This is a genomic window from Haladaptatus rarus, assembly GCF_054177585.1.
Genome location: NZ_JBPEHG010000031.1, coordinates 1 through 23,519, shown reverse-complemented (window position 1 = coordinate 23,519; position 23,519 = coordinate 1). Strand labels below are relative to the sequence as shown.

Sequence of the window (23,519 nt, the reverse complement as noted above, 5' to 3'; positions counted from 1 at the left end):
CGAACCAAACACATCCAGCGGAATCATTCGTGTCGGACACCGCTAACGCGGTGTCCTTGCCCTCTTCGATTCGAGAGCAACAGCTGAACTGTATCAACAATCTCCTACAGAAGAGCGTTGCTGTATACTTCTCCAGATTCTCTATTCGTATCGTCTAATTGGTCGAAAATCACGACTAAAGGCCGGTTTGCAGCTACTTGGCGGATACATCTTTTTAGGGAAATGTCGAGGTTTAGTTCGTCTGTCAATTCGGATTCGGAGGAAATTGTAGGATAGGCACTTGCATCAATGAACAGAATTTCATGGTCACAATCTTTGCATACTTGTTTCAATATTCCGCTTTTTCCTACCCCTCCACGACCCTTGATAATTGTATTATCTAAGTTAGCAGTGTCTTTTAGACTTTCTAAAACTCGATTTGTTTCTGATCTTGGGACGTGACCTATGCCTTCGATGTGGTTATATATTCGGTCTAGATTTTCAGTTGATTCTTCATTGAACGTGCTTAGAACTTCTTGGAGAGAGGAGTATTTGTTGCTGAGTGTTGAATAATTTGCTAATGCTACTACAAGAGTAAATAGAAGGGTCAGACTTAATCCGAACAGAATCTCTACGCGAGCCAGATCGAAGAACGCAGTATTCGATAAAACAAGTGTTTCTACAGTATGAAGTAGTAGAACCGACAAACTGCCGATGAGAAGATAGGTTGCTATTATCTTGGATAGGCCTTGTTTTGTATGGAAATGCGCGTCAGTAGTTCTTTTAGCGGCCTTAGCGGTGTAGTAGATGATACCCAATGGAAACAGCATTATTGAGATTCCAGAGATTAAGGAAAGTCCTGATTCAGATAGTTTTGGACTTAAAAGTACTGATCGAAAGCCTGCTATAGTAACCCCTAGGGATACAGCACCGATACCTATTGACGTTGTGAAGTTAGTTTCTTCTCCGAATGTTGCATATTTCGAGAGGATATCTCTTCCGAGGATTAGATATTTCCAAGAAGACTCTCCTCTGGAAGAGAAACTCATTACTTAATAAGGCACTGTCTAGATATGGAAAACCAAGTGACAGTGGTACGATTGAAAAGATTTTCGCACTGATCGTAAGTAATTGATTTTTGATAATAAGATCGGCTGCATCGTGAGACGACGGGAATCGACTGCTTCACCGAAACTCTAGTCGTGATGAGATGAAGTAATTCGTTAGCTCCACACGGTAGAGACGTTGAAACGCCACTCTACCCCAGAATCACTTAACTAGACAGTGCCCTTAATAAATAGATATCAACCATCAAAAAGGTATTGGAGTATAACTTTGACGTTAGTGTTTTTCCATCCACATACTTGTCGTCTTCCAATAAAAGAAACCTTCCCATTTCCTACGAAAGTAATAATTAAGTGTTGGTTATTGTCCAAATGACGCTATTCTGTTTGGTATTCGTCTCACCAACTTTCAACCATTGCGAAACAACCACTCAAGACCAACCCCTCAAGAAGAACACGGTAATTCCTGCTGGTGACTCACTGCGTGATGACACTGATACAAAGCCAGAGGCGACGTTGATCAGAGCCTTGCCTATGGTAAGGTGATGCTCAATGACGACAATCCTCACGTCGTTGCATTGCTGACTCAGGTTGACGATGCTGTCCCAATAAGCAATGACTCGCCGACTGATGAGACCACCAAGGAAGACATCAGCGACGGCTCATCGCTCTCTCGCTTCCCTCCGATAAACTCCCAGTACCCATCCTCAGTTCGCCGAGCAAGCAGATACTTGTAACTTTCATCCACTTCAGCGCGTATCACTGACTGTGCAACATCCACGATATCAGCCATCGCTTAGATACTCTCAACTTCTCTGCTCTCGTGCTTGGCTTCGAGCCGCTCGATAAGTTGCTGATTGAAGTCGCCCTTGTCAGCTCCATTGTGAACTCGTCGATGGCAGTTCGGACACAGCGCAATCACTGATTCGGGATCATCAGGACCACCATCACTGAGTCGGTGCACATGGTGAACTTCCAAATAGCGGCTGCCGCTCGAAGTCTCGAATGGTGCCGGCTGATCACAACCCTGGCACGTTCCGTCTGCCCAAGCAAGCGCGTATTTTCTTACCTCGGATGCACGACGATGGGTTCCAGTGACAGACGTCGTAGTCGCTGGCTCAGAGCTGCTCGCTGCCTTTGCCCGCTCGTATAGTTCTGCCTCGCTGAGTGTGGTTTCTGTTCCAAGTGACTCTTCCTCTCCAATCTCGTTAGAGACTGGTGCAAGAACGAACCGAATTCCACGTCGGAGGTTATTGTTCGTATCTGAGAGTTGTTGTTCAAAGTGATCGACGTACTCGTACTGTCCAACGTATTCAACCATTCCTTTGCCGAGCATTTTGAAGAGATGGAGTTGGCGACCATCCGATTGATGCTGAAGGATGGCTTTGTTCCCCTGGTCATACGTCATATCTCCCTCCCGACCCTCTCCCGTGTAGATCACAGTCCCATCGTCTTTGAACTCGTCTTGGTAGCCATGGTCTTTGCCAGAACCGCCGGTGAACAGGAAGACGTAGGGTGATTCTCCACACGGTGATATCCCGTGCTGGCGACGACCGCCAAATTCATCGTGAATTTCTTGGCGAACGTATTGTTCGCCACGTTCGAATAGCGTCATTTGAATAACTCATTGTTCTCAGTCCGGACCATAAATACTGAGGGAGAAAGAATCTCTGAACTATTAAATTTAAAGCAGGGACTAAGTGGTGTGGGCCTGCGCAGTACCTCGATAATGCTCTCTTTCACTTCTTCATTTAGTGGTCTACTATTACACCGTAACAATACCATTAAAGATCGCAGTAACTCATACTAACAACATTTTCGTAACATTAATTGTACCGAAATAACACCTCTCGTAATAATGGTTAACGAGAAGTTCGAACCAAACGACCGCCAAGAGGCTATTTTAGAGGTGCTCAAAGCAGGACGAGACGAAACACAGCCCTGGGGCTATGCCAATCCAAAACGCCTCGAAGAACAGCTCGATACTCGTAAACAGTACATCAATCGGGAACTTCGCGGACTCGTCGATGCGGGATGGGTCGAAAAGGTCAATCGAGGTCTCTACCGCTTTGTCGCTGACGCACGCGAGGACTAACTAATCGATGAACGAATCTGAGATCACAGCGTACGTCGAACGATCCCAATCACTAATCGACCAAGCACCGCAAATGGACGAGGAAAATACGAAGGTGAAACTCATCCAACCGCTCATTGATCTTCTCGGGTGGGATATGTTCTCGTCAGAAGTAGAACTCGAATATCCAATGCAGATCGGTCGAGGGAACACCCGTGCAGATTATGCCCTTCTCATCGAGACCGCCCCCGTCGTGTTCATCGAAGCGAAAGGGTGCGACAGTACACTCACTGATGCCGATCGAAGTCAGTTGACGAGCTACATGCGACAGAAAGGGGTGGATTGGGGGCTCCTCACAACTGGCAGTCAATTTGAGATCTTCCGCCGTCGCAAAGATAGTTCTCGTCCTGATGAGGTCTCATTAGCACAGTTTTCGATTGCTGAGCTCGAAGACAATTGGCACGTCCTGGAACTCCTCTCAAAGGAGCTCGTCAAGACAGGCGAAGCAGATACCATTGCTCATCGTATTGAAGCACGACAGCACGCCGTCGAAACACTCCAACAGCAAAAAGAAAGCCTCGCTGAGCGAGTGACGCAGCTCGTAATAGAGGAAATCGACGATTCGCTAGCGCAGGAAATCGAACCAAAGTCAAAGGAGTACATTGATTCGCTGATTCACACGCTTTCAAACGGTGATGAGGCAGATCTCCCGGTCGTGGAAAACGGGGGCGAGATTGAGACCACTTCGAATGAAGTCGTCTCTGATACTTCTTCTACAGTCGAGACAGAGTATATCGTCCATCTTTCTGCAAACGGTGATCGAGTGTGGTCATGCTCTGAGAAAAATCAATCTGATGCGATGGCAGAAACGGTTGATCTCCTGATTCGAGAGTACGATCTTATTGACCAGTTAGAGTCATTTCCCTATGTTCCCGGCTCGAAAAATGCGATCCTCAATACAGAGCCGACTCATCCCACCGGAGAGCCAATGCGGATGCAGAGAGATCTCTCTGATGACTATTATCTCTATGTCGCGTTGAATCAGGGGAGTAAGAAACGATATATCACGAGATTCGCCGAGCTATGTGGTCTGACTGCCGAGTTTGACGGCAGCTGGTGAGAATATAATACACCCAAGTTCAGTTGTTTCTCGCCAGCGTCATTCCAACCTCCTTTGGACCTCTTCGCTACCGGTTTGTATCGGGATTTTCGTCGCTCAACTGTATCAACTGTTGATCACTACGGGCGAGGAATCACTTCATAATATATCCCATACTCCCAAATTTTATCTCGTTGTCGTTAGTTCGGTTGTGTATGGTTCTTTCCGATGACCGCCAGATTATTCGCATTTGGGATGCGTTTGCTGACGCCGATTTCAAGTATGTAACTGCAAGTGGTGAGTCACGTTCGCTCGACAGTTCGAGAGAGCAGCGCAACGAACGACTGCCTCTCCGTCAGAAACTGCTTCAGGACTTTCTTAATGAGGAAATCAATATCACAGAACTCAGAAACAAGATGGCGAGCGAAGTGGGTAGTCACAAACTCTGGGGCTTCAGTGGGTTCAGCGGCCAAATGTTCTTCAATATGCTTGTTTCGGCGGCCGAAACAGATGGTGGTACGGATCTTTCGGAGTTGCTTCGAGACGTCCTCGTAGCGCCTGCCGGACGTGAGGAAGCCACCGAACAAATCAAACAACTTGAAGAATACGTCGAGCAACTAAAGATACGAACAGAGGATCGAAACTCCGTACCGAGCCCTGGATTCATTCCGTATTTTGTCTCCTACTTCTGGCAGTTACAGAACCCAGATACGTATCCGATCTACTATAAGTCAATCCGGCGTACGATGTCGGATCTCGCTATCTGGGAACCCTCAGGAGACCTGGCTGAAGACTACCTCGAATTCTGGGAACTTAACGAGGAAATCCGGGACATAATAGAGGACCACACGGAAGAGGAAATTCATCTCTGGACCATCGAACGGATGTGTCTCTTCTGGTTGAACAGGACTGAACTCAGCGAAGAGGCGACGACTACTCAAGACGACGAGCCGACAAACAGTGAGTCTGTACACCAAGCAAAATCTCACTCTTTGCCCGATAGCTACATCCCGCCGATCGTCTCAGTGCTTCCAGATCTCGCCCGGAACACAGATGATATTCAGCGCATTGCTGAAGAGATGGGACAATCTGTCGAAACACTGTTCGAGGATAGACTCGCGAAATGCCTCCGAATGCTCGGTTATGCCGTCGACGAACGTGGACAGGGGACAGGCCGGAATCCCGATGGCATAGCGAAAGCTCGCCAGTATAACTACGCCCTCATATACGACGCCAAAGTTCGCCAAAACGGCTACCGGTTTTCAACAAACGACGAACGACAGTTCCGAGACTATATCGACGCCGAGGTTCAGTACCTCCAAAACCAAGGCTTCCGGAACATCTACTTCGTAGTCTTCTCAGGCACCTTCGATGCCGACCGTCCGGACGCAATTCGTAGACTCAAGATCGCGACTCAAATTCAGGAAGTACGCCTCATTGAGGCTGCTGCACTCCTCGAACTCTTAGAAACCCGGCTCAGAGATCCCTCCTTCTCACTTGGTCCAACCGGAGCTAACGGTCCTGGAATGCAGGACCTCTTCGCTGAAAGTGGTGTGCTCACTTTAGCAGAAGTCCAAGAACAGCATGGGCCGTGAACTCCCCCACTTCTAATAGAACATCTTCAGTAGAAGCCCGAGGATCATTAGCCAAAGATCTGTATGGTGTCCGATACCGATAAAAACTCACCATACAGAATACCGAGTATCGATGGAGGACGTGCCCCAACCAGCGAGCGACCCCTACCAACCGGGCGACGACGTACAAGTCTATGTCTCCGAGACTGATCCCGATAGCGACCACCACGGGAAAGAAGGCACTATCACGGACGTCCTGCAGGACACTCTCGGAGACGAGACTGGGCGTGAACTAGATTCCTACAGCTACCGCATTGAAACCGATAGCGAAGCAATCGATATCTGGTTCCGGCATCGCGACTTGGTACCGGTATCACAGTAATCTGAGTCCGAGAATCTCCGCAATCGGCTGTATCGCCATCGTCAAACGCGGGACGGGAATCTTCTGTATAGCTTTGCTTCACTCTCGAAGCTGGACGCGAAACATAAGCGCGAAGAAGCTGAGACGGACCTGCTAGGTGCTCATTGGCTTGCGTGTAACACGGCACCGACCGACCAGTTCTGAAGTGGACATATAAATATTATATCTCCCATACGCTATTAATCGCCCAAATATTGAAATTAATCGGTCAGAGAGATGCAATTGCATGGCACGTAATAACAGACGAACGTTTCTCAAGACAGTTGGTGGCGTACTAAGTACCAGCAGTGTTGGTAGTGGTATCGCTATCAGCAAAGAAACGGACAATAATCGTCAAACAAAGCCAAGCAAATTGACGAGAAACCAGTCCGAACATCAACACAAGGATAGGAAGAATAAATCCGCGACGAGTGGACCATCTCCATATCCAAAACTCGGTTGGGCGATGGATTTGAACGGGGGTATGGCTGCCGTTGAGCCAGTGATTTCCGATGAGACGCTCTTTCTCGCAGTAACAACTCAGAATGGGCCGACATCGGGAAGGGGGTATGTCGCTGCTTATGATCCAGAGACTGGAGAAGAACTCTGGAAACAAACCGGTCTTCCTGCACCACGAACACCGATCGTGGACGACGGGATTCTTTACATTACCACGATTCTCTACGAAGGTTCCACCGAGGGCGGGCTTTTTGCCTTTAATACCGACACTGGTGAATTGCTGTGGCGTCGGATTGAGCACTTGGAGTGGGCTGATCCGATCCTCGTAGATGGACAGTTGTTTACCGAGTCTAATGGTGGTGTCTATGCACTTGATCCTACGACGGGCACAGTCAATTGGAAGCGAGACGATGTTACTGGAAAGATTGGATATAGAGATTGGCATATACACTTAGTCGATGGCAGCATATATTTCGGCGACGGAACCTCGTTGAATGCCGAGGACGGGTCAATAGAGTGGCGCATAACAGATGAGGACTTCATCCTCCACGAGACAGGCCATAAGCTCGTGTATGGTATCCGCAATCACTCAAACAGCCAAACCATCGAGGCACGGTCAATGAAAGATGGGACGGTGAAGTGGACCGCTCAAACACATCTCGATGATGTATGGCGTCGACAGCTCACCGTCACTGATACGATGGTACTCTCAACCGAAACTACTGCTGATAACTCAATCATCACTGCCTATCACTCGAAATCAGGCAAACAAGCATGGCAGCATACGTCACTACGCCCTGTATCCGGTGACATTGTCGTGGCTAACAAGCGCTTTCTTTTCCGGTCTGGTAACTATCGGGCCAGAAGGATAGCAGCGCTCAACGCGAACACAGGTGAGGTCGCCTGGGAACACGATGATCCGACGCTCTTATTTTATAATGGCCCCGTCGTAGCCAACGGGACGGCTTTCTTCGGCGGTCAATACAAACCCGGATCCAATTTTGTTCCGCGATGGGCACTCGTCTACGCGGTTGACGTAAAGACTGGTGAGCGTGAATGGAGTTACCTTATGAAAGATTTGGAGGATCAATCTAAATACGAGCCACCAGCTGCTGGAACTCCCGTCGTGGCAGATGGCCGGTTGTATACTGCAACGTTTCCCGGAACCTCAACGATTGACTGGGAATATGTTCGATATGCTAACCTCGTTGTTTTCGAATCTACTGATCAACCACCAGACGATGATCACCGACTTCCTGACGAGATAGATGCTGAAGATAAGCCACCGGAAGCATGTATCGAAGCTTCGCCCGACCCTGAGCAGAACAATCTTGAACCGGGCGATCGTGTGACTCTCGACGCTTCTTGTTCGTCCCACCCAGATGGAAGTGCTCTTCAATATGAATGGGCCGTTGACGATAAATTTGAGAGTGACAAAGCCCGTATCAACGTAGAAGTACCGAGCTGTGAGAGGAAAGAGGTACTTCTCACGGTTACCGATTTGAGCGGGAACACGGATACTGTTAGCATTGGTATTACAGCCAGTTAAACACGGTTTGCTATCTATTCTCCTCGCCAAAGACGGCGTATTCTATCACTACTCATTTTCTTCCACTGTCTATTCTCTGTGTCCATTTCCTCGCGGGTTCGAATGGCAAACGTCGATTGAATGTCGCTCTCACACGAGCAAAACGTGCATGCTACCTAATCGGGGATTGGGACACGCTTCGAGAATCACCGGAAACGGACTTGTACGAAGACCTCTATGATTATGTGGACAACTTGTAGCAGAAGTCATTAGTAATGAATAAATCATTATATGATGGCAACTTTCGCTAGCACGATGTGCTATCTACCGCTAATAACGTTCTTTTCCTGATCGGCTATTCCCCGGAAATCCACCAAATCACAACCCGCGGACTCAATTTCCCCCGTTCTAACGCACCCTGTTCATGCAATTCCTCGAGCCGCTGATGCACTGGCCGCCGCTCCATCTCGACTGTCTCTGCGACCCACCGAGCGGTCACCGCTGGAAACTCGGACGCACGAATCACTCGAAGAATATCCTCATCAGTGATCCGAATTACTGGTCCCCTCTCTACTATTTTGCCGGTGTCTTTTTGTAGTATTATACCGTTTGGACGCTTGTATGGCCGATTTGATTGTCAAATCCGCAGTGAAAGAACAGCTCGAAGGACACAATGTAGCGAGTGACTTCTACGATGCACTTGATGAAGAAGTCGCTGAAGTCCTCGACAACGTTGCTCGTCGAGCCGAAGAAAACGATCGCAAAACCGTCCAAGCGCGCGATTTGTAGCCGCTCATCGACTCACGGTAGCAACAACCTGTTTTTTGTTCGTCGCTACACAGCACTCATTTCCCTACTGGCGGACCGCTCTTCCGGTCGAATCCAGATCACACGGCGAGCTTCGAGCTTCTTCTTTCGAATCTCGTCGCTCTCATGGAGCCGAGTGAGGACGTTGTAGGCCAACCACGAGTCCGTTCTCCGGTGTCCTTTCGTATCGACGGAGGATCCGCTGGACACGCTTGAGCGCTCGTTGGACATGATCCCGTGTCTGATCGGATTTGATATTCTCGGCACTGGCGTATTCTCGGGCGATTCGTTCTCGAATCGAACCCAACGATTTGCCGTTGGGAACGGTAACGGTGACGAGTTCGGTGCTGTCCCCTGTGAGCGATTCGAGTTGGTCGATCTGTTCGCGAAGATCGTATGGGTGTGACATTGTATACTGGTGGCTTGTGAGTAGTTGATTGGCGATGCCGTGAGGTCGATCCAACGACCCCTGCCACCAGCTATGAAAACAGAGAGATGCTGCTCACCGACTGCACGATCGTATTGATGCACGACTGTGAGCGGTGCATATCACAACCCAGGTATCCCTCAGCTAAAAGAATGCTGGAGAACTACGCCTCTCTATCAACCGGCACCCGCTCGAACCCCATCGTCCGAAAATCACTGTCGAAGGCGAACAAATGCTCTATCTCGTGTTCTCGAGCAAGCACTGCACTCGTTTGGTCAACAAAGGATATCTGCTGGTCGTCAAAACGCTCGAACTCCTCACACGCCGCGTCAAATGTCGCCTTTCCCACTGGCAAGATATTGAACGTCTTCGACTGACGAACCGTCGAAAGCGCCTCAACAGCTGCTGTATGTCCAATCTGGTACAGCATGAGTGTCGCAAACTCTGAAAGCACATACCGACTGGTGAACACCGGTCCATACTCACCGGATTCCATCCCATCGAAGACCGCATTTGCTGCGTCGTGATTCACATCGTCTTCATCAAAAGCAGCGTACAATCCACCGGTATCGACGAACAACGGAAGTGGACGACTCATTTCGACCGATTCCCATAGAGAATGTCGTCCACGTGCTCGGACGCATCAGTCGGTTCTCCAGAGCTATAGGTCGTCCGTGAGAAAATCGGGTCACTCGGATCAACTTCATTCACCGAATCCTCATCGACAAGCCACCAGACGACTCGCCCGGCAGTCTGACGACTATTCACTCGGCCCTGATCCTCAAGCTGTCCAAGCTTCCGACGAGCGGTCTCTCGTGAACACTCAAGCGCATCAGCCACATCACCCGAGGTCACTACTGGACCCTTTACTTCCTCGAAGATAGCGAGTACGTCGGCGTGTGTAACAGTCTCGACGTACCGCCCTGAATCACTGCGGTCTTTGGACATACTCCACAGTACACACTACTGAAGTATAGTCCTGTTGGTGTATGCCATGTGGTGAATACCAACCTTTATGACCATGTGGCGTATACAATATGGTAGGAAGACCGGTGCCCTCGGGCGTGTGTAGAAACGCGCAGGGTGCTGGTACACCCGGCACCGGTCTTCCAATTGGACCAGAAGACCATGTCAACGAAAACGCCTAGTGAACTTGAAGCTGACGAGACAGCACAGAAACGCGCCCAGTGGGAACAGTTTTCCTTCGACGTCGATGCCCCCGGACTCGTCGAAGTCACCAACGAGAGCCACGAGAACCCCGCAGCCCACCAGTACATAGTCTCCATCGACGACGTGACAGACGAACTGATGGCCTGCACCTGTCCACATCACGTCCACCGCAACGCATTCTGCAAACACATAGCCGCAGTCGAAAACGCAACCGCCGACGGGACGCTCGACGCCTTCCCATCGGAGGACTACGAAGGCGATGTCGAACTGGAAGACTGTAACTGCGAGGGTCTCGACGGCTTCCCGTGCTGGCCGTGCGTGCGAACCGGACGAAAAGAACTACCGAACGAACCGTCATATTAGTTATTGGTCATTTCTTCAATTGTTGTCCACTGACTTTCCTACTACAATGCTGTAACAGACACCTAGTATTGCACCAACTCCAAGCAACCCGACTATGCCGACTTCTGAATTGATTCCCTCGGCACTTTTCTCGAAGTGGTAGAGACTCCACAACGAATCTGGTATCCCAAGTGTAAACGATGTAACCCCGAGGCTGTCAAGTATTATCGGAGCTATCATCATCAAAAGGAAGGCACTACCGATAGTGATTCCAATTCCAACAATCATCCCATGAACCACCCTACGACGTGGTTCAATTGAACGAATGGCTCTGGTATCGCCATAGATTTTGAGACCAGTTCTGTTATCGACGACCCGAACGGTTCTCGGGTACCGAAGCAGTAGCCGGGCCATGAAGAGGTCACCGACTGCACCGCCTGCATTCACCGCAAGCGGTGCCAACAAAATCGGCCACTGAAAGATAATTGCGAACGTGAATAAGACGGTTGTCAGTACGACAAGAGGAGCTAGTGCAACAATGAGAAACTGATTTCGTGTAAGTGATTCGTCGCTCGTAGCATAGGCATACGGAACGACAAACTGCGCTACACCGAAGCCATACCGTGGATTTGCACCAAACTGTTTCATCACCGCTCCATGAATAAGTTCGTGAATGACGATGACGCCGAGTATGAGGCCGAATATGACCACGCCCATTTCAAGCAGACTCGCTGCATTCTCCGGTCCAATTGTCAGCGAAATATCCTCCGTCTGATTTGTGAATATAGTATAGAGCCCGCCAAACACGAACAATGCGGCAACGAATCCAATACCACTGAATGCCGTCCATTCCAATGCGATACGGCGGGAGACAGTAAATTGCTCAAGAAGGCTCAATTCGTTAATTCTATCTGTATTATTTCCCATGGCGGTATTGTCTCCAGCAATATTTTTTAGATACCGTGTCATCTCATACTAATTATTCGGGAACTAAATGAAGCTACCGAGACTTCTCCTTTCCTTACACGATTGTATATCGCGTATCTCCCATCCCTGTCGGTCGACGCGATCGAATGGGACATTGCGAGGCGCGCGCAGCGAACAGCGAGAGCAACGAGATCCAACCCTGCGACGGACGAGATCACAATCTCGCTTACTCGGAACGCATACGAACACCACAGCTGGGAGCAATTCAGTTCCACCGTCCGGCACGAACTCATCCACGCCTGACAGTACCACGAGTTTGGTAACGCGGACCACGGGCGAACGTTCACCCGCTGGACGGACGCCCTCGATACTTCGCAACACTGCGAACGCTTCACTACACCAAAGTGGTGGCTTGTGTGCGAGGACTGCGGCGGTCGGATTGCCCGGTATCGTAGGTCGAAGACGGTGCGAAACCCCGAGCAATACAGCTGTAGCAAGTGCGGTGGGTCGTTCCGCGTCGAGGAGGGCGACGGCCCTGACTGAATTCTCGTTTAAGTAGTTCTCGCGACAAGCAATAGATACGAGGAAGATTTTCGCGGACAGCTGCTTTCTACATGAGCCATCGCTTTTGCTTCGAATATAGAATCGACTTTGGTTAGTAGCCTATACTAACGGTGAATATTCCCTGTGATGACCCTTTTACCGTTCCAGAAAAGAGCGCATAGGACAGAGTGGACCCGGCTGATGGTGCCAGATCTGATGATGTCAAAGCATCCCCATCAGCAACGTGGACCTATGGGCCGTAGGAACCCACCACGTCGCCGATAAACGCCTGCCAGAGATTCAATAGAGCCGGAGTCTAAGGAGTGACTGATATGGGGATGCTACGTCTTGATCACGTGGGTGTTGTCGTCGATGACCTTGACACCGTAACCGAGTTCTTCCTCGGCCTAGGATTCGAGCGCGAGGGCGGGACACTGGTCGAGGGCGAGTCTGTGGACAAGATTAACGGGCTCGATAACGTCCGAGCTGAGGTGGTGATGGTGCAAACGCCGGACGGCAGCGGCAAGCTCGAACTCGTCAAGTACCATGCACCAGCCGACAACGAGGGTGCACACCCTTTGCCGGCGAACCGGCTGGGCATCCGGCACATCGCAATCGAGGTCGATGGCCTCAATACGCTCGTCGACGGACTGCGAGACGAAGGCTTTGACACGGTCGGCGAGGTCTGTGATTACGAGGACATCTATCGGCTCTGCTATGTGCGCGGTCCTGAAGGATTGATCGTCGAGCTCGCCGAGCAGATTACTTCCGAGGGAGCGAGCTAGGCGGCCATACGGCTCTCCGGCTTCCAGATCTGGCCGCGAAGAACGGCGGTATCGCGGACAAGGATCCCCGCTCAACGCCACTGGCGGCGCCCGCCTTAGCTACATCCGGCTGTATGCCGTCGATCGATCATGCGCTCAAACAGACTAACGTTAATTACTCCGATCAGCGAGCCCTCGTCTGCCCGATAACCGCTCCGCCCACGTCTACCTCCAACCCACTCGCCTATCACCCCTTTACAAACTCTTCTACCAAGTGGACAGTCGGCCGGCAGACACAGTGTGCCCACCCTGACGTCAAACACCCCGTCTTTCACGTGAAATCCAATATCACAGACAACCAGCACCAGCCATCCTGACAGTCCACTAACACCACACCACATTTCCGGAGAAACTCAGCTGTACACTACCGGAAGACGCCCTCTCCTTCCACAATCACTCTCGCTCTCACGGACAGTCCTACTAACTCATTACCAATGACAGTCCTGCTGCTGATCCATGGAAGACAGTCCGTTGGCCTAAACCAGTTCACTTTACAGCTCGTCGCAGTACGCTGGACAATCCCCCGGTCGTCGCCGGATACGGTCAACTCCCGCTGGTACTATGATGACAGTCCCACAGGCTGTAATACTCCCAACGTCTGTTCTGCTGGTCGGGAACGGACAGTCCAGTGTCCACTTGTCCCACCTCGGGGTTGGCTGTCCTCATCTCCTGTGGACAGTCTCGTAGCGTGGATCAATACCGGCCACTCGCACATTCATTGAAAACTCGGTGTCTCACTCCTACGGCACCCCCACTATAGCACCTGTGTTGGCACCCAGATCTGCGTGAAGACAGTGGGCACCCAAGTAATGCAGTCACTGGCACTCCACTCTCGTCGCTCATCGGATTTCGTCGTCCTGTCTCGGTAAATGGACTGTCAGAACTCATCTCGAAGGCACCCACGCATACGCGATATGTCTTGCTTGCGCTCGCATTTCGCGTTCAGCAATCCACTGACGCAGATCCCGAGATTCCCAATAAAGACGTGTATGAGACGTATCAGCACATCTGTGAGCAAGAAAATTCCGACCCGCTCAAACAGCGGCGGGTTCGCGATCTCCTGAACGAGCTCGAATTCCTCGGTATTATCAAGCAGGATCGACGTGGTCGTGGTCGAGGGAAGGGTGGCTACACAGTCAATCATCTCGTCGATGAACCGGAACTCGTGTTGCGCGCCTGTAAGGAAGATTCATCCCCGACGTGAGCAGGACATTCACGCCCCCTTCCCAATGAACAAATCGATAGAGGTGACTCACTGTCTGCAGGTGGTTTCGTTGAACAAGTCGATAGGGGTGTGTCTCTCCAGCTACTCACTCGGATTAACTGGCCCTTTGTATTTTGATTTGATCCGTGCTCCCTCCCGCCACTGCCAATAGTAGTAGCGATTGTCGTTGATCTCCTTGATCGTGATCGTCGCTTTCGTCGGGACATCATCCGGAAGATCCTCCGACCGCTGTTCGACCTCGTCTTCCTCCGCTTCCGCAGCAAGACGAGCTTCACGCTCACGGTATTCAGCGAGTTCCTCGGCGTAGCTGGCGACGTGACGAAGACGTTCGGGCGATTGGTCGTTAAGTGCGTCGACAACGTCGGTGGGGAGTTCCGCTGGGGGTGTCGGTGGCTCGTAGGACATGACTCAACTCGTGTTAACCAACACAGAACGCCAAAAGCATAGTTTTGTTGGTTAAGGTAGCATCGAGCGTTTCGTCAGCTTTCCACGGGTTGTAACACAGTTCGAAACTTCTTTATATACAAGTTTCCTACTATGTTACACTGTGCTGCGGGGCATCGAACTGGAAATTCTCGCCGCTGTCGAACGCGGCGACACGATCTCCGAACTCGCGAGGAAGCTTGGTCACAGCGAGAGTTATCTTTCGCGTGCCGTCGCGGATTTGGCCGAGAAAGGCTTGGTCTACACACACCGTGACGGCCGTCGGAAACGAGTCGTTCCCTCTGATGCCCGGGCAGTCGAACTCTACCAGGATCTCGTCCGCCAGTACTCTCACATCGAGTTTCCCGAACTGTTGACGGGCAAGGCCCTCGAGGTGCTGTATTACCTCGACCAGCCACGAACCGTTGCTGATATCGCCGACCGGAGCGACAACTACCGCAACACCGTCAATCGGGTTCTCAAACGGTTACGAGACCGTGGCCTGGTCGGGACGGACGACGGGCGCTACCACTTCAACGGGGACTTCGAGCGACTGCACGAATTCGCCCGTGAACTCGCCCACCATCTCCATCGGCAGCGCCTCGAATCGGTTGCGCCGAACGGGACGATTCTCTGGGAAGACGACGGCGAATTTCTCGCGCAAACGGAGACGGAAATCAACGCCGAGCACTTCCACGAAACCGGCCTTGCACGGTTCGCGGCCTTTGACCTCCAGTTTCTGCTCACGAGCCACCGCTACTACCGCTACTCCGAGGAACGAGCGGCAGTCTCGCCGGCGGAGCTCTGCTGTCACACGCTGTTGATCGACGACGACACCCGCCACCGATCCTACTGTCTCCTCCTGCTCAGTCACGTTGACGTTGACGAGAGTGAACTCCGAGACCAGGCGGCGAAATACGGGCTGGAAGACGAAATCGACGCCTTGCTCCGGTACCTCGAGACGTATGGCGACGTCGACGACGATCGCCTTCCCGAGTGGCCCGAGTTCCAGGAGTTGGCGGCTGACTACGAGGTGCCACTACCCCAATGAGACCTACATTCGGACGCGAGTACATCGAGAACGAATTTCAAGAGATCGCGGACAGGCTGTCGAATTCGCTTACTGTCTACCTCATCGGTGGCGGGGCGATGTCGCTCCGTGACCTCAAGGGTGCGACGAAGGATATCGACCTTGTCGTCACTGACGGGGACGTGTACGGCCAGCTCTGGGCTGTCCTGATGGATCTCGGGTATTCGGAAGTCCAGTCACTGGATCCCGACTATCGGCAACTAGGCGCAACGAGTTGTGTCGAGAACGATGATGGCTGTCGACTGGATATCTTCAATCAACAGGTCGCGAACAAGCTCGTGCTGACTGAAGGAATGCGCGAGCGCAGCGAGCCGTTCCTCTCGACGAACCGATTGACTGTTCGCTTGGTCAGTAACGAGGATATTTTCCTGTTCAAGATGATCGCGGGGCGCGACGACGACATCGAGGACATGAATATGCTCGTGCAGGCTGGCCTCGACTACGACGTCATTCGATCTGAACTCGAGACGCAGATCGAGCGGCTCGGGGACGACCAGTTTGCCACGTTCGCGAACGAAGCGCTGGTCGACCTTGATGAGCGATATGGGGTGACGACACCGATTGAGGATCGCGTGCAAGAGCTGACGGCCCGGTATTATCGTGGCCTCGAAGTGCTCCAGGCACTCGACGAACCGACAACACTCGACGAATTGGCCGCCGAGCTTGGCCTCGACGCCGATGACGTAGCGGAGCGCGTCACGTACCTCGAAGCGTTCGACCGAGTCTCAAGGGATGGTGAGACGGTCGCCCCGGTCGAATAAGGATTGGGGACGCTACGAGTTCGATGGGAGTTATCCGACCGGTCGGGGCACGCTTCTGCTTGATCCCGTGGTTCACTCGATGGATGCGTTTACAGCCTCCTTCGGGCATTCGTTTCTGTCAGTCCGGACGGGTACATGACTCTCTGCGATTCGTTCCGGCTCCTCGCGAATGGGTGTTCGATTCTGGCCGGTCATGGGTAGGTGAAGACGGGACTGCGACTCAGAACCTCGTCGGGCGCTGACAAACTTAACCAACAACGAACTGGATTTCCGTCGGTTGTTGGTTAATAAAGAGAACTCCGTGTTCAGTCCCAGGCGACCGTGCCGATGACCTCCTGTGCGGTCGAACTGATTCGACCGAGCCGTTCTTGAAGTGCAGCAGAGTCATCGCCCTGCCACGCAGCGAGGTAGAACGCCGACCCACTCGTGTCCAACCCGAAATGTCGACCGACGATGTACGCCACCGCCTCGGCCTCGACTTCACGTTTCGCCCGCTCGATCTCGTCGTCGACATCGAAGTGCAACAGCGCGTGCGCGTACTCGTGGACGAGCGTCACAGCGAGATCGGCTTGATTCGTCCGGGCTTTCGCTTCGACGACTGGATTGAGATTATGGAGACTGCGATATTTACAGACACCTTTCGCGCTACCATGTTCCCAGTCGTTGGAATCGACGATGCGAACGTCAACACCGAGATCATCTCCTGCATCGAGGAGTGCGGGCACAAGATCATCGGCGTTCCCAGTTGCTTCAGTCTCAAGTTCGGGGAGTGGCTCGCCTTCGGTCTGCGAGATATCGAACACAGCAGCTGGTTTGAACCCAACAAGCCCCGTCGACCACTCATCGGGGGGCGTCTCGTCGTACGTACAGTCACTCGTCTCATGATAGGAGGGCGAATTCTCGCACTCGGGACACTGTTTGGTGACGATCGGGGCCCAGATCCAGATTGCCTGTTTTCCCTCTGTGACGTGGCGGTCGAACTCCTCATTCCACGTGTTGTACCCGGCGACCTTCGTCGCGTTGGGACACTGACTTTTGATCAAAAGCGTGTTCCGATGTGAGTAGTCGTGGAACCGAGCCTGGACATCGAGCCACTCTCGAAACTCGTCGCTCGTCATTGCATCGTCGGTGAGATCGATGAGCTCATCGACCCAGGTTTCGATGGTACTATGCATCTGGTCGCGTCGGGTGTCGGACTCGTCGAACGACACCGCTGCGGAATCACTTGTTGCCATGGGTACATTCTGGAACACTCCAATTCGGAATGCTCCGCACCCTTCAGGGGCCAAAAAACTGCGTTGTACGAACGAGATTCATCGGGCTTTAATCGCTTCTTCAGCACGGACGTGCGTCGGGTTTGCAGAAGTCGTCCGCCGGTTCGGCACCGCTGTTCGTCGGGGTGGCTTACTCCGTGATTCGCAATTCGTCGTCGACGTTGTAGAGATAGCCGCGGAGTAACAGTGTTTCAAGGAGATCGTCAGCAAGCCCCGGCTCCATATCGTGAGTTTGCAGCTCTTGTTTCGCTTGCTCGTAGGTGAATGACGCATCTGGCTCGAAGTGGCGACGGAGATAGGTGAGGGCCTCCTCTGCCATCGGCGATAACGGCGTGGAGTCAGAATCGCGGGGAGACATCATTAACAGCAACAATTTGAGCGTGTCATAGAAAGGCTCTCGTGGAAGGTTGCAGGGAGTGGAAACTGTGTCCAGCAGAAACCACACCCTGCAAGACGTAGCTTCAGTCGACGACTTCTTGAATGTCGTGGCTATTGAGACCGTACCGCTGTTTGAGCATCTTGAGTTCGAGTTTCTGCTGGAGTACGACGTGTTCGCCCCCAGCGAGCGGGGGCGAACACGAGTTCACGAGCCACCAGAACTCTTCCGAGGTTTTCTGCACTGCTCCTACAAGAACGTCTACGGGACTCGTCCAATCACGCGGGAACTACAAAATCCACTCGTCTGGCGCTGTTGTGGCTTCGATCGACCGCCGTCGCGAGACGCGGTCGATCGCTTCCTCACTGACTTCGAACAGGTCGGTGACGATGTTTTCGGCTCCCTCGTCGAGCAGGCCGCCGCCCGGGGCCTGCTCGACTCGACGTACCGAATTGATTCGACTCACGTTGAGGCGATTCAGTGGAACGACGACGCGTCGTGGAACTACGATTCGACGGCTGAAGAACACTACTACGGGTTCGGTTGTACAATCGTCTCGACGGGAGCAAAGATTCCCATCGCAGCAGAATTCACACAGGCGAAACAAGCGTCAGAAGAGACGGCGATGCGCGTCACGTGTGACGCGCATCGCCGTCGACACACCGATCTGGATGGTCGGCGACAGTGCGTACGACACACTCGAGTGGCACGACTACCTGCTGGACGCAGGAGTCGTGCCCGTCGCGCCGTACAATCCGCGAAACACGAACGAGCCGCTTGATATCGAGTACAGGGTTGAAGATCGAATCGAGGACCCTAGCGAGGACGTTCAGTTAAAGCAATCGGTCTTAGACGAGACGTACAACCGCCGGACACAGGTTGAGCGAACGAATGATGCGGTCAAGGACTGCGGCCTCGGGCACGTCCGCACCCGAGGCCGCGTCCACGCACGAGCGCAGGTGTTTCTGGCACTGTGTCTGCGACTTGTCCTCGCAATCACCAACTACGAACGAGGAGACAACCCGGGGCGGGAGTTGCTCAATGTATGAGGAGAATTCTATGACACGCTCACAATTTGGATATTCAGGGAGTTAAGGATTCGGCTCAGCACGGAGCAGGACACGAGTCTCTCGGTCTTTCAAATCTCCATCGTCGCATCGATTGACCGTCGGGCGTGACAAACCACTCGTCGGGTCACTCCGATGGGAAATACACGCTCTGTTCGCCGGCGACCTCCTCCAGTCGGTTTTGATGCCGATGTGTGAAGTAACAGTCGTAGCTGCAGTAGCCACAAATCGCTCCCGTATCGTATTCAGCAACGTACGGTGCACCAGTCATCCATACGTTCGTCCCGCACTCGGTGCAGGCTGTGCTCGCAAGATCGCTCGGTGCCGGACCCTGATACTCGAGATCGAGTCCCTCCGCCTGTGGCGTCGACTCAGGCCAGATGCCGTGTGCTTGCCAGAAATCACGAACACGACTGAGGCTATGGCGGACGGTCTTCCGAATCGTCACATGATCGGCGTTGCGACCACTGTCGTCCCAGCCATCGGACGTCCAGAACTCGCCGAACTGCGCACCTCGATGCAACCCGTTCCAATCCATGTCGACGATGTCTGCTGGTGGGTCGCCCATCAGCGTCGGTTGCGTGAGTTGGTCGATAACCTCGAGCTGCTTGGGCGGGCTGCCACCAAGGATGTGGACACGGCGACCCCGCCAGTCGATAGGATCGGAGAACTCGGGGGCGAGTTTGTCGGCATATCCACGCGAGTAGCCGAGGATGATATCGTCCGGAATAGCGTTGATGGCGGCCCGACACTTGGGGACGATGATGAACTTGGTATCGGGGAAGTTTGCTTCGAGCTCTCGAATCGTGTCGACGTACGTCTGTGCCTCTGTAGTGTCGTAGGCGTCGCCGATGACCCCAACCGCTGGTTCGTACTCGAAGACACGGTCGATGTATCGGTCAAGATCTGGATTTCGAAAATCGTTGTCGAGCATCCCTACTGGACACTCGAGGGCGTTGAACTGCGATTGTTGGTACGTACAGTCCTCGCGAAAGCCAGGGAGGAATCCGAGATGTAATGCGTCCAGTGCGAACGGCACGCGATGGAGAAACGCTACGTACTCTGCCTGGCGAGCGTCGGCGTACGTTTTTGTAGCACTGTTGCTCGTCGTCGCTAAGGTTTCGTGAATCGACACAGGAGGTCACCTGCGGGACAAGTGCGCCCCGCAGCTCTCACGGGGCGAAAAAACGGGGTCTGCGATTCTTAACCAACACCGGCTAGAGAATCGGCAGGATGTTGGTTAATTCTCGCACAGGCGACGGTCTTCGCGAACAGTTTCGACTGGTCGCTGACTGCCGATTGTTCTCCGTCTGGCCGGACATCAACGCCGAACTGATTTCCCTTCGAAAAATCGGCTCTCGGGGACGCTATTCGGGCTCGTCCGGTTGAATCTGCCGCACGTCATCGGCAAGCTCGTGAACGTACGCTCGAAGCGTTTCCATGTCTTCCCACGCTTCGTCCAACGTTCTTGCCTTTACTTTGGCCGTGATCTTGTCCTGATCTCGCGTGCCAGTTCCACGAGAGAGCTTCACCGTGAGTGAAACACCGACGTCAGTCCGTTCAACGTACTCTGTCTCAGGTACTGGGTTGGTCTCAGTCATGTGTACTCCGCGAGGGTCTTTGTCTGCCCTCGCACCCTTTTAGGGGGTGAAAAACCGTTCTTTTCGCTTGACTCGTAAAGGAGGACAGTTGCTCGACTTAACCAACGTCGCTATAATAGAACCGCACTGTTGGTTAATTTCTGAATGAGGAGTGTAGCTGCTGGTTGCTTAATAGTGGACGTCTGCCGGGATGATCCACACCTGCTCATCAGCACTGAGTACATGATCGAGGTGTTCACGATTTCGAATCGCGTCGCCGAACTCGGTGTAGAGATAGAGTGACGGGCCGCGATATGCGCCGAGATTGTAGCAAGCATGGCGAGCGAGATCTTTGTTATGCATGAGTTCATCGTCACTGAACTCGTTGACCGCCGTTCTTACCCGTTCGAGATTTCGTTCGAACTCTTGTCTGGTTGCCTTCCAGCCTCGCTCTAGGAGTTCTGTACCGTCGTCGGAGTCGACTGGTGCGACGACCGGAAGGTCGCCCCACCGAGCCTTGCCTGCGACGGACGAGCGCTCGTCATCGAACATCACATAGTAATCAAAGATGGCAGCATTGTCGGCGCCAGCACCAACCAATCGGTCGAACGCTGATTTTCCGCATGCAAGTGCAGTCTCTTCAGTCGATGCTTCTACGAGTGCGTAAATTACCTGGTGCATATCGGTCACCTCGCCGACGCATTGATTCGACACAACTCCATCACACAACACTTCATCTGTGCGCCGGCACCCATCGCCGGCGCCAATAAAACCCTCCTGCAAGAAGCGCAGATTTACACGAGATTTGCACTACTCTTCCGGGAGATCGCGACGCCCGGATCGCACACAGGGCCAACACGGAAACCCACCAAGCCCATCACAGTCACAGTCCGCTGGCTGATCCGTGTCACTGTCGTCTACATGGGTTTCAGATTCCATCTCGATTTGTGCCCCGCCGTCTGCAACGAGAGAGTGGTCTGTCGCCGCTTGCAGGAGTGGCGTTCGAATTGCGACGCCAACCCGATGTTTGCACGCACCGTCGTACCGTGCATCCGCAGGACACTCACAGGCGATGGGGACCCCATTGTGGACAGTGACGAGATATTCATGGTCGGCCGGATTCGCGTGACTCGTATTCCGAACGCGGACACCCCTCGTTGTGAGTGAAAATTCGAGGGCTTCATACTGGGCGCGTTTTGCAACTCGCTTCGTGAACGTCAGGTGGGATAGGACGTTGTTACTGGACATACTCGCTCCACGAGGCACGCAGTGTGCCCCGCACCCCTCGGGGGCACAAAAAACACGTTCTCGACGTGTGCAGAACCGAATCTCTCGTAGCAAGGGTCGAAAGGAAATTAGGTCGGTCAATCGAATCGGTAAATCGCAATCCCATCGTGATCGCATTTCGGACACTCACTTGTTTCGACCTCGACCGTGGTTCCACACTGCCGGCACTCGGCGATAACAGTGCTGTGCGACCGGCCAGTAAGTTGCATCAGGAGGTCTTTCATGCGAACTCCGGCCTGTGAGTGGTTCGTTGGTCGTCAATGACAAAGCCACAGTCCTCGCAGACTGTTTCGATCACGTTGGTGGTGACCAGGCCGCCGCATCTGGGACACTGGTTGGTTAGTTCGCTCGGTACGTCTTCGTTGAAGCCGGTTGCGTAGCTGTCGCTGAGTCTCATCGAAATCACCTCTCATCGAGACGCTCTCAGTGGAACGCCCGCACCCCTCGGGGGGGGGGGGGGGCGAAAAAATACCGGGTGATCGAAGCGCATTGACCGCTAGAAGTCTGCATATAGTCATACACAGCTAATAGTAAGTCAGCAAATAGCTGCACGAAAAATTCGGAGACCACGAACGGAAATTTTGTGATTTTAGTCGGCATGGCATATTTTTTGATAGCATGGTTTGCAGGTGGTCTGACTCCCGAGAAAGTGATTCAGGAAACGAGACTTGCTATCGACGCTCTACAAGGGATTTGTTTCTGGATTTCATCCAAGATTTGGCGCTAAATATGCTCTGCGAGATCGGAGAGGAGATCGAAGGCCGGATGCTTATAGAGAATTTTTCGGCAGTCACGACAACGAGTGAAGAGCGGCTGTTCGGCATTCCAGAAATCGGAACGCAGCACGACGGTAGTATCTCGTGATCCGTAATGCCCACCGGACGTTGAGAAATGATTAAACTCCTGTCCACCACACTCTGGACAGGGATCGGTCATATCCGTCCAGTCGTCTCGATTAATGCCACTGATCTTTCGTTCGTTATCATCTGCATTGATAACTCGTATTGGAAGTTCCATCGGAGCTTGCCTCCGCCACCTAGTGGGCAAGAAAAAATAACCGGTAGGAGAGAAGTGTTTCGTCAATTAGAACACTTCTTGCACGGCACTGTCTAGTTAGGCCAGTTTAAGAAGCGAGCAGTTCCGTGGTTTTGGTGTTCATGCTCAACCAAGAACTGCTCAGTGAAACGTTAGAGACGGCGAATCTTGAATGTTGGGAGAA

General features: G+C 52.6%; 25 protein-coding genes and 2 pseudogenes. 12 read left to right on the top strand and 15 right to left on the bottom strand.

Features of this window, described 5'->3' with window-relative positions; genetic code table 11:
• Nucleotides 1-104 precede the first annotated feature (104 nt).
• Complete coding sequence (locus ACR3FE_RS27260) at nucleotides 105-1,028, bottom strand: hypothetical protein (RefSeq protein WP_458210994.1); 924 nt, start codon at nucleotides 1,026-1,028, stop codon at nucleotides 105-107.
• Nucleotides 1,029-1,839: 811 nt separating this feature from the next.
• Entirely contained in the window at nucleotides 1,840-2,658 is an 819-nt protein-coding gene (locus ACR3FE_RS27255; protein ID WP_458210993.1) for an HNH endonuclease, read from the bottom strand.
• Nucleotides 2,659-2,901: 243 nt separating this feature from the next.
• Between ACR3FE_RS27255 and ACR3FE_RS27250 the strand changes: the two genes are divergently transcribed.
• From ACR3FE_RS27250 to ACR3FE_RS27225, 6 genes are all read left to right on the top strand, one after another.
• A complete protein-coding gene (locus ACR3FE_RS27250) occupies nucleotides 2,902-3,138 on the top strand; it encodes a MarR family transcriptional regulator (RefSeq protein WP_435158061.1) in 237 nt (78 codons plus the stop codon).
• Nucleotides 3,139-3,145: 7 nt separating this feature from the next.
• Nucleotides 3,146-4,237 carry a type I restriction enzyme HsdR N-terminal domain-containing protein gene (locus ACR3FE_RS27245; protein WP_458210992.1) on the top strand — a complete coding sequence of 364 codons (1,092 nt, stop codon included), beginning with the start codon at nucleotides 3,146-3,148 and terminating at the stop codon, nucleotides 4,235-4,237.
• 194 nt (nucleotides 4,238-4,431) lie between these two features.
• Nucleotides 4,432-5,811, top strand: a complete 1,380-nt coding sequence (locus tag ACR3FE_RS27240) for a hypothetical protein (protein ID WP_458210991.1) — start codon at nucleotides 4,432-4,434, stop codon at nucleotides 5,809-5,811.
• 112 nt (nucleotides 5,812-5,923) lie between these two features.
• Entirely contained in the window at nucleotides 5,924-6,172 is a 249-nt protein-coding gene (locus ACR3FE_RS27235; protein ID WP_458210990.1) for a DUF8139 family protein, read from the top strand.
• 265 nt (nucleotides 6,173-6,437) lie between these two features.
• The gene (locus tag ACR3FE_RS27230) at nucleotides 6,438-8,198 is read left to right on the top strand and encodes an outer membrane protein assembly factor BamB family protein (RefSeq protein ID WP_458210989.1); all 1,761 of its coding nucleotides are present in this window, start codon (nucleotides 6,438-6,440) and stop codon (nucleotides 8,196-8,198) included.
• A 600-nt stretch (nucleotides 8,199-8,798) separates the two neighbouring features.
• On the top strand, nucleotides 8,799-8,966 hold the full coding sequence (locus tag ACR3FE_RS27225; protein WP_458210988.1) for a DUF1931 domain-containing protein: 168 nt from the start codon (nucleotides 8,799-8,801) through the stop codon (nucleotides 8,964-8,966).
• 142 nt (nucleotides 8,967-9,108) lie between these two features.
• Here ACR3FE_RS27225 and ACR3FE_RS27220 read toward each other — a convergent pair whose 3' ends face one another.
• The 3 genes from ACR3FE_RS27220 to ACR3FE_RS27210 form a co-directional block, all read right to left on the bottom strand.
• The gene (locus tag ACR3FE_RS27220) at nucleotides 9,109-9,393 is read right to left on the bottom strand and encodes a hypothetical protein (RefSeq protein WP_458210987.1); all 285 of its coding nucleotides are present in this window, start codon (nucleotides 9,391-9,393) and stop codon (nucleotides 9,109-9,111) included.
• 181 nt (nucleotides 9,394-9,574) lie between these two features.
• Nucleotides 9,575-10,009: a type II toxin-antitoxin system VapC family toxin gene (locus ACR3FE_RS27215; RefSeq protein WP_458210986.1), complete on the bottom strand. Its 435-nt coding sequence runs from the start codon at nucleotides 10,007-10,009 to the stop codon at nucleotides 9,575-9,577.
• Entirely contained in the window at nucleotides 10,006-10,359 is a 354-nt protein-coding gene (locus ACR3FE_RS27210) for an HTH domain-containing protein (protein ID WP_458210985.1), read from the bottom strand. The genes ACR3FE_RS27215 and ACR3FE_RS27210 overlap by 4 nt, the downstream gene beginning before the upstream one ends.
• Nucleotides 10,360-10,539: 180 nt before the next feature.
• On the opposite strand from ACR3FE_RS27210, the gene ACR3FE_RS27205 reads away from it, so the two are divergent.
• Nucleotides 10,540-10,944: an SWIM zinc finger family protein gene (locus ACR3FE_RS27205; RefSeq protein ID WP_458210984.1), complete on the top strand. Its 405-nt coding sequence runs from the start codon at nucleotides 10,540-10,542 to the stop codon at nucleotides 10,942-10,944.
• Nucleotides 10,945-10,959: 15 nt separating this feature from the next.
• Here the strand turns inward: ACR3FE_RS27205 and ACR3FE_RS27200 are convergent, their stop codons facing one another.
• Nucleotides 10,960-11,850 carry a DUF3267 domain-containing protein gene (locus ACR3FE_RS27200; protein WP_458210983.1) on the bottom strand — a complete coding sequence of 297 codons (891 nt, stop codon included), beginning with the start codon at nucleotides 11,848-11,850 and terminating at the stop codon, nucleotides 10,960-10,962.
• Nucleotides 11,851-12,725: 875 nt separating this feature from the next.
• On the opposite strand from ACR3FE_RS27200, the gene ACR3FE_RS27195 reads away from it, so the two are divergent.
• Together ACR3FE_RS27195 and ACR3FE_RS27190 are read left to right on the top strand one after the other, a co-directional pair.
• Nucleotides 12,726-13,178: a VOC family protein gene (locus ACR3FE_RS27195; RefSeq protein ID WP_458210982.1), complete on the top strand. Its 453-nt coding sequence runs from the start codon at nucleotides 12,726-12,728 to the stop codon at nucleotides 13,176-13,178.
• An 802-nt stretch (nucleotides 13,179-13,980) separates the two neighbouring features.
• The gene (locus ACR3FE_RS27190; protein ID WP_458210996.1) at nucleotides 13,981-14,421 is read left to right on the top strand and encodes a Cdc6/Cdc18 family protein; all 441 of its coding nucleotides are present in this window, start codon (nucleotides 13,981-13,983) and stop codon (nucleotides 14,419-14,421) included.
• 102 nt (nucleotides 14,422-14,523) lie between these two features.
• Here ACR3FE_RS27190 and ACR3FE_RS27185 read toward each other — a convergent pair whose 3' ends face one another.
• Nucleotides 14,524-14,847: a DUF6788 family protein gene (locus ACR3FE_RS27185; RefSeq protein ID WP_458210981.1), complete on the bottom strand. Its 324-nt coding sequence runs from the start codon at nucleotides 14,845-14,847 to the stop codon at nucleotides 14,524-14,526.
• Nucleotides 14,848-14,989: 142 nt separating this feature from the next.
• Here ACR3FE_RS27185 and ACR3FE_RS27180 point away from each other — a divergent pair, with 142 nt between their 5' ends.
• Nucleotides 14,990-15,916 (top strand): helix-turn-helix transcriptional regulator, encoded by a 927-nt coding sequence (locus ACR3FE_RS27180; RefSeq protein WP_458210980.1) that lies wholly within the window; start codon nucleotides 14,990-14,992, stop codon nucleotides 15,914-15,916.
• A complete protein-coding gene (locus tag ACR3FE_RS27175; protein WP_458210979.1) occupies nucleotides 15,913-16,716 on the top strand; it encodes a DUF6036 family nucleotidyltransferase in 804 nt (267 codons plus the stop codon). The genes ACR3FE_RS27180 and ACR3FE_RS27175 overlap by 4 nt, the downstream gene beginning before the upstream one ends.
• 305 nt (nucleotides 16,717-17,021) lie before the next feature.
• On the opposite strand, the gene ACR3FE_RS27170 is transcribed toward ACR3FE_RS27175, so the two are convergent.
• Entirely contained in the window at nucleotides 17,022-17,951 is a 930-nt protein-coding gene (locus ACR3FE_RS27170; protein ID WP_458210978.1) for a M78 family metallopeptidase domain-containing protein, read from the bottom strand.
• 169 nt (nucleotides 17,952-18,120) lie between these two features.
• The gene (locus ACR3FE_RS27165) at nucleotides 18,121-18,351 is read right to left on the bottom strand and encodes a hypothetical protein (RefSeq protein ID WP_458210977.1); all 231 of its coding nucleotides are present in this window, start codon (nucleotides 18,349-18,351) and stop codon (nucleotides 18,121-18,123) included.
• Nucleotides 18,352-18,415: 64 nt separating this feature from the next.
• Here ACR3FE_RS27165 and ACR3FE_RS27160 point away from each other — a divergent pair.
• A pseudogene (locus ACR3FE_RS27160) lies at nucleotides 18,416-19,415 on the top strand (transposase).
• Nucleotides 19,416-19,560: 145 nt separating this feature from the next.
• Here the strand turns inward: ACR3FE_RS27160 and ACR3FE_RS27155 are convergent.
• From ACR3FE_RS27155 to ACR3FE_RS27130, 6 genes and pseudogenes are all read right to left on the bottom strand, one after another.
• Nucleotides 19,561-20,562, bottom strand: a complete 1,002-nt coding sequence (locus ACR3FE_RS27155) for a DUF6610 family protein (RefSeq protein WP_458210995.1) — start codon at nucleotides 20,560-20,562, stop codon at nucleotides 19,561-19,563.
• A gap of 238 nt (nucleotides 20,563-20,800) precedes the next feature.
• Nucleotides 20,801-21,034 carry a DUF7389 domain-containing protein gene (locus ACR3FE_RS27150; protein ID WP_458210976.1) on the bottom strand — a complete coding sequence of 78 codons (234 nt, stop codon included), beginning with the start codon at nucleotides 21,032-21,034 and terminating at the stop codon, nucleotides 20,801-20,803.
• A 168-nt stretch (nucleotides 21,035-21,202) separates the two neighbouring features.
• A complete protein-coding gene (locus ACR3FE_RS27145) occupies nucleotides 21,203-21,694 on the bottom strand; it encodes a DUF7995 family protein (RefSeq protein ID WP_458210975.1) in 492 nt (163 codons plus the stop codon).
• A gap of 129 nt (nucleotides 21,695-21,823) precedes the next feature.
• Nucleotides 21,824-22,261 carry an SWIM zinc finger family protein gene (locus tag ACR3FE_RS27140; protein ID WP_458210974.1) on the bottom strand — a complete coding sequence of 146 codons (438 nt, stop codon included), beginning with the start codon at nucleotides 22,259-22,261 and terminating at the stop codon, nucleotides 21,824-21,826.
• 265 nt (nucleotides 22,262-22,526) lie between these two features.
• Nucleotides 22,527-22,697 (bottom strand): annotated as a pseudogene (locus ACR3FE_RS27135) (TFIIB-type zinc ribbon-containing protein); the annotation flags it as partial.
• A gap of 326 nt (nucleotides 22,698-23,023) precedes the next feature.
• Entirely contained in the window at nucleotides 23,024-23,317 is a 294-nt protein-coding gene (locus tag ACR3FE_RS27130) for a hypothetical protein (protein WP_458210973.1), read from the bottom strand.
• Between the last annotated feature and the right edge of the window lie 202 nt (nucleotides 23,318-23,519).